This is a genomic window from Pseudomonas sp. PSB18 (assembly GCF_014596565.1).
Taxonomy (GTDB): domain Bacteria; phylum Pseudomonadota; class Gammaproteobacteria; order Pseudomonadales; family Pseudomonadaceae; genus Aquipseudomonas.
In genome coordinates, this window is sequence record NZ_NOIN01000001.1 from 320,013 (window position 1) to 335,310 (window position 15,298).

Annotated in this window: 12 protein-coding genes; 5 read left to right on the forward strand and 7 right to left on the reverse strand. The window is 62.1% G+C overall.

All coding sequences use genetic code 11. The features are described from left to right. Position 1 precedes the first annotated feature (1 nt). Together treS and CGA22_RS01295 are read right to left on the reverse strand one after the other, a co-directional pair. Positions 2 to 3,334, reverse strand: a complete 3,333-nt coding sequence (treS, locus tag CGA22_RS01290; RefSeq protein ID WP_041023636.1) for a maltose alpha-D-glucosyltransferase — start codon at positions 3,332 to 3,334, stop codon at positions 2 to 4. Positions 3,335 to 3,528: 194 nt separating this feature from the next. Continuing rightward, on the reverse strand, positions 3,529 to 5,526 hold the full coding sequence (locus CGA22_RS01295) for an alpha-1,4-glucan--maltose-1-phosphate maltosyltransferase (RefSeq protein WP_041023635.1): 1,998 nt from the start codon (positions 5,524 to 5,526) through the stop codon (positions 3,529 to 3,531). Positions 5,527 to 5,744: 218 nt separating this feature from the next. On the opposite strand from CGA22_RS01295, the gene CGA22_RS01300 reads away from it, so the two are divergent. Continuing rightward, positions 5,745 to 5,909: a hypothetical protein gene (locus CGA22_RS01300; RefSeq protein WP_175361304.1), complete on the forward strand. Its 165-nt coding sequence runs from the start codon at positions 5,745 to 5,747 to the stop codon at positions 5,907 to 5,909. Between the two features lie 132 nt (positions 5,910 to 6,041). Here the strand turns inward: CGA22_RS01300 and CGA22_RS01305 are convergent, their stop codons facing one another. Beyond that, entirely contained in the window at positions 6,042 to 6,542 is a 501-nt protein-coding gene (locus tag CGA22_RS01305) for an MgtC/SapB family protein (RefSeq protein WP_041023634.1), read from the reverse strand. 135 nt (positions 6,543 to 6,677) lie between these two features. Here CGA22_RS01305 and CGA22_RS01310 point away from each other — a divergent pair, with 135 nt between their 5' ends. The 3 genes from CGA22_RS01310 to mapR all read left to right on the forward strand — a co-directional run bounded on the left by CGA22_RS01310 (position 6,678) and on the right by mapR (position 10,099). After that, a complete protein-coding gene (locus CGA22_RS01310; protein ID WP_041023633.1) occupies positions 6,678 to 6,911 on the forward strand; it encodes a DUF3203 family protein in 234 nt (77 codons plus the stop codon). A 211-nt stretch (positions 6,912 to 7,122) separates the two neighbouring features. Beyond that, complete coding sequence (gene ccoG / locus CGA22_RS01315; RefSeq protein WP_041023632.1) at positions 7,123 to 8,535, forward strand: cytochrome c oxidase accessory protein CcoG; 1,413 nt, start codon at positions 7,123 to 7,125, stop codon at positions 8,533 to 8,535. A gap of 154 nt (positions 8,536 to 8,689) precedes the next feature. After that, positions 8,690 to 10,099 (forward strand): GntR family transcriptional regulator MpaR, encoded by a 1,410-nt coding sequence (gene mapR / locus CGA22_RS01320; RefSeq protein ID WP_041023631.1) that lies wholly within the window; start codon positions 8,690 to 8,692, stop codon positions 10,097 to 10,099. Between the two features lie 135 nt (positions 10,100 to 10,234). Here mapR and CGA22_RS01325 read toward each other — a convergent pair whose 3' ends face one another. Together CGA22_RS01325 and CGA22_RS01330 are read right to left on the reverse strand one after the other, a co-directional pair. Then, positions 10,235 to 10,981, reverse strand: coding sequence for an SDR family oxidoreductase (locus CGA22_RS01325; RefSeq protein WP_041023630.1), 747 nt, complete (start codon positions 10,979 to 10,981; stop codon positions 10,235 to 10,237). A gap of 52 nt (positions 10,982 to 11,033) precedes the next feature. Next, the gene (locus tag CGA22_RS01330; RefSeq protein WP_041023629.1) at positions 11,034 to 11,927 is read right to left on the reverse strand and encodes a Dyp-type peroxidase; all 894 of its coding nucleotides are present in this window, start codon (positions 11,925 to 11,927) and stop codon (positions 11,034 to 11,036) included. A gap of 285 nt (positions 11,928 to 12,212) precedes the next feature. Here CGA22_RS01330 and ampC point away from each other — a divergent pair, with 285 nt between their 5' ends. After that, positions 12,213 to 13,361, forward strand: coding sequence for a class C beta-lactamase (ampC, locus tag CGA22_RS01335; protein WP_041023628.1), 1,149 nt, complete (start codon positions 12,213 to 12,215; stop codon positions 13,359 to 13,361). Between the two features lie 193 nt (positions 13,362 to 13,554). Here ampC and CGA22_RS01340 read toward each other — a convergent pair whose 3' ends face one another. After that, positions 13,555 to 14,103: a DUF4174 domain-containing protein gene (locus tag CGA22_RS01340; protein ID WP_041023627.1), complete on the reverse strand. Its 549-nt coding sequence runs from the start codon at positions 14,101 to 14,103 to the stop codon at positions 13,555 to 13,557. A gap of 301 nt (positions 14,104 to 14,404) precedes the next feature. After that, the gene (locus tag CGA22_RS01345) at positions 14,405 to 15,190 is read right to left on the reverse strand and encodes a sulfite exporter TauE/SafE family protein (RefSeq protein WP_041023626.1); all 786 of its coding nucleotides are present in this window, start codon (positions 15,188 to 15,190) and stop codon (positions 14,405 to 14,407) included. Positions 15,191 to 15,298: the final 108 nt, after the last annotated feature.

Below are 15,298 nucleotides of genomic sequence, written 5' to 3' on the forward strand. Positions count from 1 at the left end.
ACTAAAAATCGGAAAAGGGTTCAAGCCCACTCAATAACCCGTACAGGCCGTGCAATGGCACGGGCAGCCAGGCGGGGCGATTCTCGGCTTCATAGGCCACTTCATAGGCCGCCTTCTCCAGGCCGAACAACGCCAGCGCGGCGTCTTCGCCTTCAGCATCCTTCCACTCATGGGCAAGACTAGCTGCCGCCAGTCGATATGCCTGCACAAATGCCTGTCGGGCTTCGCTCAAATAGCGATCGGCGACCCGCTGCCGCGCCGCGTCGGCATCCCCCGTGCTATCGACGGTGTGCAAGTGAATCGCCATGGCTGCCGCGTAATCGAAGGAGCGCAGCACACCGCTGACATCCTTGTACGGGCTGTGCTTGCCCCTGCGCTCATGCAACGGCCGAGCCGGTTCGCCCTCGAAGTCGATCAGATAGGCGTCGCCCTTGATCACCAGCACCTGCCCCAGATGCAGGTCGCCATGGACCCGGATGCGCAAACCACCGGCGGCCTTGCCGGCCAACTCCTGGACGTGGGCCAGGACAGTTTTTTTCTGCTCCAGCAAGCGTGCGACCATGGCTTGGTCCGCCGGGTTCAATTGGCTCTGGTGCTGCTTGAGCAGACGCAAGGCATTTTCCACCTGGGCGGCCACGTCCCGGCCGATGGCCTGGGCGTCCTTGGCCGTGGTTTTCTGCGGGGTGAAGTCCGGGTTGTCGGTGGCTTGTGCCAGCACCTGGTGCATTTCGCCCAGGCGCTGGCCGAGCATGCCGGCGAAATCCTTCAGTTCACCCAAGGCGTTGTAGTGCTGTTCCTGCTCGGACACTGCATCGGCCAGCTCATCACGCAACGCACGTTCGAGATTGTTCTGGGTCCATTCCCAGGCGTCGCCCTGGTTGCTCAGGTAGCCCTGGGCGATCATCAGCAGCGCATCCTCGCCCTGGGCGTCGCGACGGATCACCGAACCGAGCAGCGGCGAAATATTGCTGAAACCCGCAGCGGTCAGGTAGGCACTCATCTCCAGTTCCGGGTGCACGCCGGAAGCGACCTTGCGGATCAGCTTGAGCACCAGGCTGCCGCCCACCACCACCGAACTGTTGGACTGCTCCGCGGACAGGTAACGCACCTCCGGCTCGGAACCCAGGTTCAGCGCCGCCAGGCCCTCGGTGGGTTCGAAACGCAACTCGCCATCGGCGTACGGCAGCACCGTGGCCGCCTGCATGCTGTTCAACACGGCCCGAATGAAGCTTTCCAGGGCGAACGCGTCGGTGATCAACCCCACCTGACGTACCCGGCGGACCCGGGACAGCGCCAGTTGTTGCGGCAGCGCCGCACCGACCTGATCTTCGGCCAGCAGACCGAAAGGCAGTTGGTAACGCAGCGTCTGGCCGCCACTGGTGACGTCGATCTCGCTGAGCAGCACCGGATGCTGGGGATCGCCGAAGCGCACCCCATAAACGATATCGACCTTCTCGATGGCGCTGTCCTTGCCGGCGAACCAGCGCCGGTTCTGCAACCAACTCGGCAGGATGGTTTGCTCCAGGGTGGTGCGCGAAGGTGCTTCGAGCAATTCTTCCAGGCGTTTTTTCAGGACCAGGGTGGTGAAGTCCGGCAGGCTCTGGGCCGGCTCCACGTGCCAGCTCGGCATCTGGTTTTCCGCCGCCAGGGCGAACCAATAGAAGCCATAAGGCGCCAGGGTCAGCAGGAAATTCAGCTGGCCGATGGGCGGGAAGGCATTGCCCCCCAGCATCTCCACCGGAACCATGCCCGCATAGGCCGACAGGTCCAGCTCGGCGGCCTGGGCGCTACGGGACACGTTGGCCACGCAGAGAATGATTTCATGCTTGCCATCCGGCCCGGTGTATTCACGGGTATAGGCCAGAATCCGTCGGTTGCTCGGCGACAGCATTTTCAGGGTCCCACGACCGAAGGCCTTGGACTGTTTACGCACCGCCAGCATCCGCCGGGTCCAGTTGAGCAGCGAATGCGGATCGCCCGCCTGGGTTTCGACGTTGACCGACTGGTAGCCGTACTGCGGGTCCATGATCGGTGGCAGCACCAGGCTGGCCGGATCGGCCCGGGAGAAGCCGCCGTTGCGGTCGATGGACCACTGCATCGGCGTGCGCACCCCATCACGGTCCCCCAGGTAGATGTTGTCGCCCATGCCGATTTCGTCACCGTAGTACAAGGTCGGCGTGCCGGGCATCGACAGCAGCAGGCTGTTGAGCAGTTCCACCCGACGACGGTCACGCTCCACCAGCGGCGCCAGGCGTCGACGGATGCCCAGGTTGATGCGCGCCCGACGGTCGGCCGCGTAGTAATTCCACAGGTAGTCGCGCTCCTTGTCGGTGACCATCTCCAGGGTCAGCTCATCATGGTTGCGCAGGAAAATCGCCCATTGGCAATTGGCCGGGATCTCGGGCGTCTGACGCAGAATGTCGGTGATGGGAAAGCGGTCTTCCTGGGCCAGCGCCATGTACATGCGCGGCATCAGCGGGAAGTGGAACGCCATGTGGCATTCGTCACCGTTCAGGCCCTGGGCATCGACATCGCCGAAGTACAGTTGGGTGTCCTCCGGCCATTGGTTGGCTTCGGCCAGCAGCATGCGGTCGGGATAGTTGGCATCGATCTCGGCGCGGATCAGCTTGAGAACATCATGGGTCTCGGGCAGGTTTTCATTATTAGTGCCATCGCGCTCGATCAGGTATGGGATCGCGTCCAGGCGCAGGCCGTCGATCCCCATGTCCAGCCAATAGCGCATCACCGACAGCACGGCCTTGATGACCTGCGGGTTGTCAAAGTTGAGGTCGGGCTGGTGGGAATAGAAGCGGTGCCAGAAGTACTGGCCGGCCACCGGGTCCCAGGTCCAGTTGGACTTCTCGGTGTCGAGGAAAATGATCCGGGTGCCGTCGTATTTGTGGTCGTCATCGGACCAGACGTAGAAATCCCGCGCCTTGGAACCGCGCTTGGCCTTGCGTGCCCGCTGGAACCACGGGTGCTGGTCGGAGGTGTGGTTGATGACCAGTTCGGTGATGACCCGCAGGTTGCGCTTGTGGGCTTCGGCGATGAAGCGCCGCGCATCGGCCATGGTGCCGTAGTCGGGACTGACGCCACGGTATTCGGCAATGTCGTAACCGTCGTCGCGCCGGGGCGATGGGTAGAACGGCAGCAGCCAGATGGTGTTGACGCCCAGGTCGGCGATGTAGTCGAGCTTGGCGATCAGGCCAGGGAAATCGCCGATACCGTCGTTGTTGGAATCGAAATAGGATTTGACGTGTACCTGATAGATCACCGCATCCTTGTACCAGAGCGGGTCCTTGATGAACGTGGCTGACCGCGGTTTCTTCGCCATGTGCAACTCCTGATGAATTCAATAAAGCCGCTGGGACGGGCTTGCGCTGTTCTTTAGGGCAAAAGGATCTGTCTGTGGGAGCAAAGCTTGCTCGCGATACAGATGCCTCGGTTTCTGGACGATCGCGTCAGCTTCATCGCGGGCAAGCCTTGCTCCCACAGGTTGCCTCACCATTGCGCTCGCCATGGAACCTCTCAAGACGTGCTGATCCGCCAGATCCCGAACGGCTGATACCCCGGGTCGATGCGCATGAACTGGTACTTGCCATACCAGGTCCAGCGGTGCCCGTTCATCAAGTCCTCGCCCTGGGTCTGGGCGTCATCCGGCAAGCCCATCTCCCACAACGGCAACTCGAAATTGGCTTCCTGGGGGTTGTGCGGATCGAGGCTGACCGCCACCAGGACGAAGTTGCTGCCATCAGGCGTGCGCTTGCCGAAAAACAGAATGTTGTCGTTCCAGGCGTTGTAGATTTTCAGGCCCAGGTGCGTCTGCAGCGCCGGGTTCTGGCGGCGGATGCGGTTGAGCTGGGCGATTTCGGCAATGATGTTGCCCGGCGCGGTGAAGTCCCTCGGCCGAATTTCGTATTTCTCCGAATCGAGGTATTCCTCCTTGCCCGGCACCGGCGCCGACTCACAGAGTTCGAAGCCCGAGTACATCCCCCACAAGCCCGAACCCATGGTCGCCAGCGCCGCGCGGATCAGAAAACCCGCGCGCCCCGACTCATGGAGAAAGGCCGGGTTGATGTCGGGAGTATTGACGAAGAAATTCGGTCGATAGCACTCGCGCCACGGCGACTGGTTGAGCTCGCTGAAGTAGGTCGCCAGCTCGGCCTTGGTATTGCGCCAGGTGAAATAGGTGTAGCTCTGGGAATAACCGACCTTGCCCAGCCGGGCCATCATCGCCGGCGTGGTAAAGGCTTCGGCGAGGAAGATCACCTCGGGATGTTGGGCCCGCACATCGGCGATCAACCACTGCCAGAACGGCAGCGGCTTGGTATGGGGGTTGTCGACGCGGAACATTTTCACGCCTTCGTTGACCCACCCCACCACAATGTCCCGCAGCTCGGTCCAGAGGCTGGGAATCGCCTCCGCCGCGTAGAAATCGACGTTGACGATGTCCTGGTATTTCTTCGGCGGGTTTTCCGCGTATTTGATCGTGCCGTCCGGCCGCCAACTGAACCAGCCCGGATGCTGCTTGAGCCAGGGGTGGTCCTGGGAACACTGGATGGCGAAATCGAGGGCGATCTCCAGGCCATGGGCCTCGGCAGCCGCGACCAGGCGCCGGAAGTCTTCCCGGGTGCCCAGTTGCGGATGGATCGCCTCATGCCCGCCGTCCTCGCTGCCAATGGCATATGGGCTGCCTGGGTCGTCGGGGCCGGCGGTGAGGGAATTGTTCGGCCCTTTGCGAAAACTGCGGCCAATGGGATGAATCGGCGGGAAGTACAGGACGTCAAAACCCATGTCCTGAATCATCGCCAGGCGCGAATGCACATCGTTGAACGTGCCATGGCGGCGAGGATCGTCGGTGATCGAGCGAGGAAACAGCTCATACCAACTGGCAAACTCGGCCCGCTCGCGTTCCACATCCAGGGGGTATTCGGGACTGATGCTCAGGTAAGGCCGGTGATCGGCAAGGGACATCAGGTCGGCACTGTGCGGTGCAAGGAACAGGGCCACCTGCTCGGCCGGCAACAACCCCGAAAGCTCGTGATGCAGCGCGGCCAGTTGTTCGCTCAACTCGCCATCGCTGCGCTCGGAGGCTTGTAGCACATGGTTGCGTCCTTCCTGCAATTCCAGGCTGATGGGGACGCCGGCGCCATATTTCTTTTCCAGTTCGTAGCAGAAACTGGCGTACTGGTCGAACCAGGCCTCGATGCAAAATACATAGCGGCCCTGGGCCGGGACATTGAACTGGCCCCGCCAGCCGTTATTGCCCAGGTCGGTCATGACCTCGCTGTTCCACACCTCATCGTCCAGTGCACGCCAGCGAATTCGCACGGCGAGCTTGTCATGGCCATCGGTGAAGACCTTGCTGGTCACCGTGACGTCCTGCCCTGCCACGGCCTTGGCAGCGAACTGCCCGCCGTCGATCACCGGCATGGTGTTTTCAATCGCAATACGCGGCAATAACAAGGCGTGGGACAGCGGTAGATTCGGGTTGTACGCCAAGTCGGTCGGGTGTTCGGCAGTCATCGAGCATCGCTCCTTTTACGCCCCATGGACGTTATGGCGGTAAAGGCCCACTAGTCTTTGAAATTGGTCCCTGAAAGAACTCACTTAAACTCCGAACCGGACCGGCAGGGAAAAGTTCAGCGGGATTTGCCCGGCGGTGACCGGGATCAAACCCGGCCCAGGGTGGTCAACAGCAGTAAGCACAACTCAAGCCATGTGTGTCACGGAGACCCGTCCTGATGAATATTCCCATCCCGGCCGAAACCCCCGATCCCAATATCGACGACCCCACCCTGCCGCCTCCCGGTCCCGACCCGGAGCCTGTTCCGGAGAAAGATCCTCCACTCGCCCCGCAGCAGCCCGTGGGCGATCCACCGAACGAGGCGCCGCCGGAACGGGTGTGAAGAACAAGCTTAGTGGAGAACCTGTGGGAGCGAGCCTGCTCGCGATGACGGAATACCAGACAACACATCTGTGACTGACATACCGTTTCGCGAGCAGGCTCGCTCCCACAGGTGTTGCACCGGTGTGATGGATCACGCTTTATCATCCCTCTCCAGCGCCCGGACGATCACCGGCATCACACTGAAGACCGCCAACGCCAGCAACGTGCTCACCACTGCGGTCGCTTCCCGGCCCAACCCGGCGGCGACGCCAATGGCCGCCGTCATCCACAGGCCGGCGGCGGTGGTCAGGCCCTTTACATGGCTTTCGTCGCCCTGGTTGTTTTTCAGGATCGTGCCCGCCCCCAGGAAACCGATTCCGGCGATCACACCCTGCACCACCCGGCTCATGGCGTCGGCCTGGGAGCCGGACATCTGCGGCACCAGCACGAACAGCGCCGCGCCCAGCGCCACGAGCATATGAGTGCGCACGCCGGCCGCCTTGCCCTTGTGCTCACGCTCGAACCCCAGGATGCCGCCGAGCAGCGCGGCCATCAGCAGGCGCACCGTGACCCGCGTCATTTGCTGGATATCGCCGATGTCGGCGAATTCCGATTGCAGGGTGATCCAGACCTGATGCCACCACGCCTCCATACGCCCCTCCTCTTGCAGTCGATAACCGATTGACCGCAGCGGACGCCAGAGGTGCACCTGACCGCTGATCCGGCGCAACGAACCCTGGCAAGCGACAAGCGCCTAACGCTCAGGACATCAGGAAGGAGCAGCACCATGACCGTTGAGATCAACCACCAGACCTGTCGTTTCGATACCCCCAATGGCCCGAAACACTATTCCGCCAGCGAGCTGACGATCATCACCGACGCGGACAAGGCCATGTCGGCGGTGGAGGTCGATGGCCAGCGTATCTACATCACCGAGGCCGAAGCCGACGCCTTGACCGTGGCCGGCGCGACCGATGACCGCAAGCACCTCAAGGCCAGCGACAGCGGCTCGGCGATCTGAGCCCCACCTTGTCGGCAAGTGGGCAATCTGTGACGAGGGAGCCTGCTCCCTCGCCACACGGGAGTTTGTCTATCCCAGGGTGCTTCAACCTGTCGCAGGCCCTGGCCTCCAGGCCATCTGATCCGGTTTTTATCGAAACACCTGAGTCTGTTATGCAAACAGTTCGATGGTCATAGTGCGCGGGCCAGATAAGGCTGATGAGCGACCGACCATGAGCGATAGAATCCCCGTCCAGTTGATACAGACCTTCGAACCCGCGCCCGCGAAGATCAAGGCCAGGACCACCGATAATCTGATCCATACCCGCAGCTTCAGCGGCCTGTTCCGCACCCTGCGCATGAGCGGCGCGGGTGTGCTGTTCCTGCTGTTCTTCGGCACGGTGTGGTTGAACTGGGGCGGACGCCAGGCGGTACTCTGGGATCTGGCCGAAAGCAAATTCCACATCTTCGGCGCCACCTTCTGGCCCCAGGATTTCATCCTGCTGTCGGCGCTGCTGATCATCGCCGCCTTCGGCCTGTTTGCGATCACCGTGTTCGCCGGCCGGGTGTGGTGCGGCTACACCTGCCCGCAAAGCTCCTGGACCTGGATCTTCATGTGGTGCGAAAAGATCACCGAGGGCGATCGCAACCAGCGGATCAAGCTGCATGCCGCGCCCTGGAGCCTGGAGAAGTTGCTGCGCCGCTCGGCCAAGCACACGTTGTGGCTGGCCATCAGCCTGCTCACCGGCCTGACCTTCGTCGGCTACTTCACGCCGATCCGGCCACTGGCCGAAGAACTGCTGACCCTGCAGATGGCCGGTGTGAGCCTGTTCTGGGTGCTGTTCTTCACCGGGGCCACCTACCTCAATGCCGGCTGGTTGCGTGAAGCGGTGTGCATGCACATGTGCCCCTATGCGCGGTTCCAGAGCGTGATGTTCGACAAAGACACCCTGACCATTTCCTACGACGCCGCCCGTGGCGAAATCCGCGGCCCTCGCAAGCGCGATGCGAACCCGGCCAATCTCGGCCTGGGGGATTGCATTGACTGCCAGATGTGCGTGCAGGTCTGCCCGACCGGCATCGATATCCGCGACGGCCTGCAAATGGAATGCATCGGCTGCGCGGCCTGCATCGACGCCTGCGATTCGATCATGGACAAGATGGGTTACGCCCGCGGGCTGGTCAAATACACCTCCGAACGTCAGTTACAGGGTGGCAAGACCCATCTGCTGCGACCGCGGCTGATCGGTTATACCGCCGTGCTGCTGGTGATGATCGGCGCACTGGTGGTGGCATTGGTGGAGCGGCCGATGGTCTCCCTGGACGTGAGCAAGGACCGCGGCCTGTTCCGCGAAAACAGCCAGGGCCTGATCGAGAACATCTACAGCCTCAAGATCATCAACAAGACCCAGCAACGCCAGGACTATCAGCTTTCTCTGGTGGACGGCGACGACTTCGTCCTGCAGGGCAAGACCCGACTGAGCCTGGCGCCGGGGGAAATCGTCGATGTACCGGTGTCGGTGGCGATGCTCAGCGAACGCCCCCGCAGCGGTTCGCAGGAAATTGCCTTCAAGGTGACCGACAGCGACGAGCCCGCCATCCATAGCGTGGCCAAGAGCCGTTTTGTCGCGCCGATGAATCGCTGACGCCTTAAGATGCAGAGCTGTTCTTTTGTGGGAGCGAGCCTGCTCGCGATGAGGCCAGTACAGTCAACCTTGATGTGCCTGACACTCCGCTATCGCGAGCAGGCTCGCTCCCACAGTTGATGCGCAACCTGAACCGTGGATGACTGGACCGTAAATGAAACGCTACGAGAAATTCGCCGACGACATCGCGGAGCTGATCCGCTCCGGCATGCTGGGACCGGGACAGCGCGTGCCGTCGGTGCGCTATGCCAGCCAGACCTACGGCGTCAGCCCGTCCACGGTATTCCAGGCGTATTACCTGTTGGAGCGCCGCGGTCTGATCCGGGCCCGGCCGCGTTCCGGCTACTTCGTCAACAACCATGCGCCAAGGCCGTTTTCCGAGCCGGTCATCAGTAGCCAGGTGCACGAATCCACCGAGGTCGACGTCAGCGAACTGGTGTTCTCGGTGCTGAACTCAATCAAGGATCCGGGCACCGTGCCCTTCGGGTCGGCATTCCCCAGCCCGACGCTGTTCCCGCTGCAACGACTGTCCCGCTCACTGTCCAGCGCCACACGGGATATGGACCCGCGGGTGGTGGTCACTGATATGTCGCCGGGCAACCCGCAATTACGCCGACAGATCGCCCTGCGCTACATGGTCGGCGGACTGATGCTGCCCATGGAGGAACTGCTGGTCACCAACGGTGCCCTGGAAGCCTTGAACCTGTGCTTGCAGGCCGTGACCGAGCCCGGCGACCTAGTGGCCATCGAAGCACCGGCGTTCTATGCCAGCCTGCAGGTGCTGGAGCGGCTCAAGCTCAAGGCCGTGGAAATCCCTGTGCATCCGCGCGACGGTATCGACCTGGATGTACTGGAACAAACCCTGGAGCGCCATCCGATCAAGGCATGCTGGTGCATGACCAGTTTCCAGAACCCCATGGGCGCGACCATGCCCGAGGAACGGAAGCAAGCGCTGGTGGCGTTGTTGCGCCGCCACCAGGTGCCACTGATCGAGGATGATGTGTACGCCGAACTCTATTACGGCCAGCAAGCTCCGAAGCCGGCCAAGGCGTTCGACACCGAAGGGTTGGTGATGCATTGCGGATCGTTTGCCAAGAGCCTGGCACCGGGTTACCGCATCGGCTGGGTTGCCGCCGGCCGCTACGCGCAGAAGATCGAACGCCTGAAGCTCATGACCTCGCTGTGCGCCTCGATGCCGGCCCAGGCCGCCATTGCCGACTACCTGCAGCACGGCGGCTACGACCGTCACCTGCGCAAATTGCGTTACGCCCTGGAAGAACAGCAAAGCGCCATGCTCGCCGCCATCGCCCGCCATTTCCCGGCTCAGACCCGCGTCAGCCACCCGGCCGGGGGGTATTTCCTGTGGCTGGAGCTGCCGGAACAGATGGACTCGCTGAAACTGTTCCAGATGGCCTTGGCCCAAGGCATCAGCATCGCGCCAGGACCGATCTTCTCAGCGACCCGACGCTTTCGAAATTGCATCCGCTTGAACTATGGCAGCCCGTGGACGGATGCATCGGAAAAGGCCATGGAGACGCTGGGACGAATTATCCGGTCATTCTGAGGTCGGGCTGTCGGCGCCGGCAGTATCGCGAGCAGGCTCGCTCCCACATCGATCTGCTGTGAACCTGAGTACAAGATCGCTGAAGATTCATTGTGGGAGCGAGCCTGCTCGCGATGGGACCAGTACTGACGAAACTCAGCGCCCCCCACCCAGATCCACAAACGTCCCGGTCGCATACGAAGCCTTGTCCGACAGCAACCAGATAATCGCTTCGGCCACTTCATCCGGACGCCCGCCCCGGGCCATGGGGATTGCCGATTCCAGCTTGCTGACCCGCTCCGGATCGCCGCTGAGGGCATGGAAATCGGTGTAGATGTAACCCGGGCGTACCGCATTGACACGGATACCCTCGCCAGCCACTTCCTTTGACAAGCCGATGGTGAAGGTGTCCAGCGCACCCTTGGAAGCGGCATAGTCGACGTATTCGTTCGGCGAGCCCAGGCGGGCGGCCACCGACGACACGTTGACGATACTGCCGCCCTGCCCGCCATGCCGGGGGGACATGCGCAGCACGGCGTGCTTGGCGCAGAGAATCGGCCCCAGTACGTTGGTCTTCATGATCTTGAGGATGCGGAACTCGGACATCTCATCGAGCCGGGACTTGTGCGCGACCGTACCGGCATTGTTCACCAGCGCCGTGACGCGCCCCAGCTCCGCATCCACCCGCTCGAACAGGCCGACCACCTCATCCTCGATGCTCACGTCGGCGCGCACGGCGATGGCCTGCGCGCCCTTGGCGCGGACCTGCGCCAGCACGTCCTGCGCGGCGTTCTCATCGGCCTGGTAGTTGATGCAGATCCGATACCCCAGCTCGGCAGCCAGTAACGCCGTGGCCGCGCCGATACCACGGCCACCACCGGTGATCACGATGACTTTATCCACGCTGCTTCCCCTGTTTCACGGTAGACGTCCGGGGCCAAGAATAGCGTTCACGTCACGCTTTTGCATAACCCCCGGCCAGGACCCGCAGGTCCAGGCGCCCGTCCAGCAACGGCGGGCACCAGTAGTAGCCACCGGTAATCGGCCGGCTCATGCGATACAGGCCATCGGTGATGCCATCCTCAAGACCGCTCATGCGCCGCAGTTGCGCCTCGAAAGCGTCGAGGGAGAAACCGAACGCGAGGAACATCAGGCCGGCCCGATCCCCCTCGATCCACGGCATGGAGCGGCGCACGACGAAGGCTTCTGGCGCGAAGCTTTCCTGGGCGGTGCGTTTGACGTGGGCCGATTCCGGCGCATCGTCGAGCTCTTCGTTGTCGCTCAGCCGCCGGCCCATGATGTTGTCGCGCTCGTGGGGTTGCAGGGCCGCAAAGCCGTCCAGATCGTGCTGCCACTGCTGGATCGCCGCGAAACTGCCACCTCGCAGCCCGTCGGCGCCCTGGGCCAGGGCCGCGGCGATGGCGGCTTCGTCGTGCGGGTTCTCGGTGCCGTCTTCGTAACCCGTCAGATCGTGGCCGGTCATGTGGCGGAAGGTTTCGTTCATTTGCACCAGGCGCAACGCCGGTGCCAGCGCCGCCTCGATGGCGCGGCTGCGGTGCAGCAGTTCGCCACGGTCTTCGCCGTGCAGCCAGCACCACAATGCGTGCTGGGTCGAAGGATTGTCCACGCCCACGCCCGCCAGGGCAGGAAACGCCCGCAAGCCTTCGATCTGCGCACCCAACGCCTGGACCAGCGACTCGCCAAGACCGATCACCTCACGACCGTCCAGTTGCAGCACCAACCTGTCGATCGCAGCCGGCAGCGCCTCGACCGATTCCAGGGCGAAAAACAAGTGGCGAGCCTGAGGCGGAACAGGGGTGGCGAGAATGCCGGGCTGGTAGTAACTCATGTGAACTCCTTTAGAAAGAGCACAAGTCTACCCGGCGGCCATGGATTTGTGGTGGTTTGCCAATGGGTAACCCGCCTGTGCGATCCAGGCTTTTTGTAGGATCCCTCTTTCGCCCCCGTCGGATCGCTCGGAACCTGCCCTGAAGCGCAAGGCCTTGGGTTGCCTGGTGGCCGAAAACTTCCTAGAGTGCGCTCCACAGCGTGCACCCCAACAGTGCACCGAGCCGTCAAGGCTGCCGGCCGCAGAGCGGCTTGAACTCTCGCCATTTCATGGAGAACGGTCCACATGCGAATGACCCGATCGATACTCGCAGGCACCTTTTTGCTGGGGTATGGAATGATGCCGGGCTTTGCCCAGGATCGCCTCGAAGACACCGTCAATGCGGTTATCGAACCCTTGATGAAACGACAGGACATCGCCGGTATGGCCGTGGCGATCACGCTGGACGGCCAACCTCATTATTTCAATTACGGCGTGGCCTCCAGGGAGACGAAACAGCCGGTCACCGACCAGACACTCTTTGAAATAGGCTCGATCAGCAAGACCTTCACCGCAACCCTCGGTGCCTACGCCCAGGCCCGGGGCAAGCTGTCGCTGTCGGATCCGGCCGGCCGCTACGCCCCCGAGTTGCACGGCGGCGCCCTGGAGAGCATCAGCCTGCTCAACCTCGCCACCTACACCGCCGGCGGATTGCCGTTGCAGTTCCCCGACGCCGCGGACCATCCGGACCGGATGTTCGGCTATTACAAGACCTGGAAACCGCTTTACCCGGCCGGTACCCAACGGCTCTACTCGAACCCGAGCATCGGCCTGTTCGGCTATCTGGCCGCCCGTAGCCTGGACCGCCCTTTCGATGAGGCGATGGAACAGACGTTGATGCCGGGCCTGGGCATCAAGCACAGTTATCTGCGGGTGCCAGCATCAGAGTCGAGCCGATACGCCCAAGGCTACGCGAAGGACGGCAAGCCAGTGCGGGTCGGTCCCGGGGCATTGGACTCCGAGGCCTATGGCGTGAAAACCAGCGCCTCGGACCTGATCCGTTTCGTCGAGGCCAACCTGCGACCGGAAAAACTGGACCCCGCCCTGCAACAAGCCATTGCCACCACCCACACCGGGTTCTACCAGGTCGGCGGCATGACCCAGGGGCTGGGCTGGGAGTTCTACCCTTACCCGGTGACGGTCAGCGAGCTGCTGGCGGGTAATTCGGCGGAAGTTGCCATGAAGCCGAACAAGGTCGAACCTCTCGATCCGCCCCAGCCTGCCCCGGACAGCGCGTGGATCAACAAGACCGGATCCACCGGTGGCTTCGGCGCCTATGCGGCTTTCGTGCCTGGCAAGAACATGGGCATCGTGCTGTTGGCGAACAAGAATTATCCCATCGAGGAACGGGTGAAGGCCGCGCACCGGATCCTGACGGCGTTGGAAGAGCGATAAGGCAGAGGTAGCTGCAGGGTACACATTGTGGGAGCAAAGCTAGCTCGCGATAACAGGCACCGCGATTCCGCTGAATGTGGGAGCAAAGCTTGCTCGCGATACAGGCACCGCGATTCCGCAGAAGAACGTATCGCCCTCATCGCGGGCGAGCCTTGCTCCCACAACTGCCTCCTGGAAGTCATCCCCTTGAAAGTCAATCATCCAACGGCTTCGGCGCAGCCGCCGGCTTGGCGGCCTTGCCAGGTTTTGCGCCCTTCGCATCCTTGGCCGGTGCGACTTCAGGCGCTGGAGGTGGCGCGGGAGGCGTTGCTTCTTTTTCTGCCGCAGGCAGCTTGTCGACGGTGTCGAAGAGCTCTTTCAGTTCGATTGGCCCGGAATGCTCAAGCTTCTTTTCCCCATCCTTGCCCACCAGGATGATCTTGGTCTGGGCACCCGCCCCGAGCTTGAGTGAACGGATCAGCGCCATGGTGCTTTGGGGATCCAGATCCTTGCCGTCGCGCTGCCCAATGGTATTGAGCACGGTGTAGAGCACCATGTTGCGTTCGGAAAATCCTTGCTTGCCCGCCGGTTCATCCAGGGCTTTTTTCAGGCTGACCCACGCAGGGTCCACGGTGCTGGGCGCAATGACGACCAGGGGGCGGGATCTGCCCATTTCCGCCACCAGGGGTGAGTCACCATCAGCGGCGAACAGGGGGCCGGCGATGGCCAGCAAGGTTGCCAAGGTCAACGACCGAATGAGCATGCGCCTCTCCTTTTGATATTCACGCTGTACTGATTGCACAGGGCGGCAATTGTTCCGCGAGAGAGTCGCCCAATGCTGCGCCAGCCTGCCATGAAGCTTAGGTCAGCGGGGTCATTGCGCAACCGGGTGCGGGAGGGAGTCAGTCGATGCAGAGGCAGACACGAACTACTGTGGGAGCGAGCCTGCTCGCGATGACGGTGTGTCAGTCGACATCAATGCTGATTGACCCACCGCTATCGCGAGCAGGCTCGCTCCCACAGGGTCTTTTGAAATGCCTGAGAGCTGTGTCCGGCCACGGCAATCAGAACGCCAATTTGAACCCGATCATCGCCAGCATCACCGCCAGGCATGGGCGCAGCAATTCGTCGGAGATGCGCCCCGACAAGTGACTGCCCAGGTAGATGCCCGGCAACGAGCCAACCAGCAAATAGCCGAGGATGTGCCAGTCCATGTTACCCATGCTCGCATGGCCCAGGCCGGCAACGAGGGTCAGCGGCACGGCGTGGGCGATTTCAGTGCCCACCAGGCGCTTGGTGACCAGGAACGGGTAGAGAATGAACAAGGCGACGGTGCCCAGGGCGCCGGCGCCAATGGAGGTCAACGCAACCATCGTGCCCAGCACCAGGCCGGTGACGACCGTCAGCACATTGAGTCGCGCGCCGGAGGGATTGTAGTGACCGCCAGCACGATCATGGGCGAATTGCAGCAGGCGCTTCTTGAACAGGATTGCCAGGGCCGTGGCGAACAGCACGAAGCCCAAGGCCTGCTTGATGACGGCGTTCATGGCATCTGGCGAACTGTGCAAGCTGCTGAGAAACCACAACGTCAGCCCGACCGCCGGCACACTGCCCAAGGTCAGCCAACCGGTGATTGCCCAATCGATATTGCGATTTCTGGCATGCACCAACACCCCACCGGATTTGGTAATGGCCGCGTACAACAAGTCCGTACCCACAGCTGTCGCAGGGTTGATACCGAACCACAACAGAATGGGAGTCATCAGCGACCCGCCGCCGACGCCGGTCATTCCGACGATGAAGCCGACCACCAGGCCCGCTACGACTAAACCGACATTACCGAAATCCATCAAACCCGTCTCAGCATAACCGCGTGGAAAATCTCGCCGCGAGCATAGCGATTTTTCTTATAACCGCCCTATAACGTTGTGATCTATCTTTATGCCTTTTCCCCTAAA

Coding starts and splice junctions, on each gene's coding strand:
- mapR (WP_041023631.1), top strand. CDS start 8,690: ATGAAACGCTACGAGAAATTCGCCGACGACATCGCGGAGCTGATCCGC.
- CGA22_RS01345 (WP_041023626.1), bottom strand. CDS start 15,190: ATGGATTTCGGTAATGTCGGTTTAGTCGTAGCGGGCCTGGTGGTCGGC.
- CGA22_RS01305 (WP_041023634.1), bottom strand. CDS start 6,542: ATGGAGGCGTGGTGGCATCAGGTCTGGATCACCCTGCAATCGGAATTC.
- CGA22_RS01295 (WP_041023635.1), bottom strand. CDS start 5,526: ATGACTGCCGAACACCCGACCGACTTGGCGTACAACCCGAATCTACCG.
- treS (WP_041023636.1), bottom strand. CDS start 3,334: ATGGCGAAGAAACCGCGGTCAGCCACGTTCATCAAGGACCCGCTCTGG.
- ampC (WP_041023628.1), top strand. CDS start 12,213: ATGCGAATGACCCGATCGATACTCGCAGGCACCTTTTTGCTGGGGTAT.
- CGA22_RS01330 (WP_041023629.1), bottom strand. CDS start 11,927: ATGAGTTACTACCAGCCCGGCATTCTCGCCACCCCTGTTCCGCCTCAG.
- CGA22_RS01310 (WP_041023633.1), top strand. CDS start 6,678: ATGACCGTTGAGATCAACCACCAGACCTGTCGTTTCGATACCCCCAAT.
- CGA22_RS01340 (WP_041023627.1), bottom strand. CDS start 14,103: ATGCTCATTCGGTCGTTGACCTTGGCAACCTTGCTGGCCATCGCCGGC.
- CGA22_RS01300 (WP_175361304.1), top strand. CDS start 5,745: ATGAATATTCCCATCCCGGCCGAAACCCCCGATCCCAATATCGACGAC.
- ccoG (WP_041023632.1), top strand. CDS start 7,123: ATGAGCGATAGAATCCCCGTCCAGTTGATACAGACCTTCGAACCCGCG.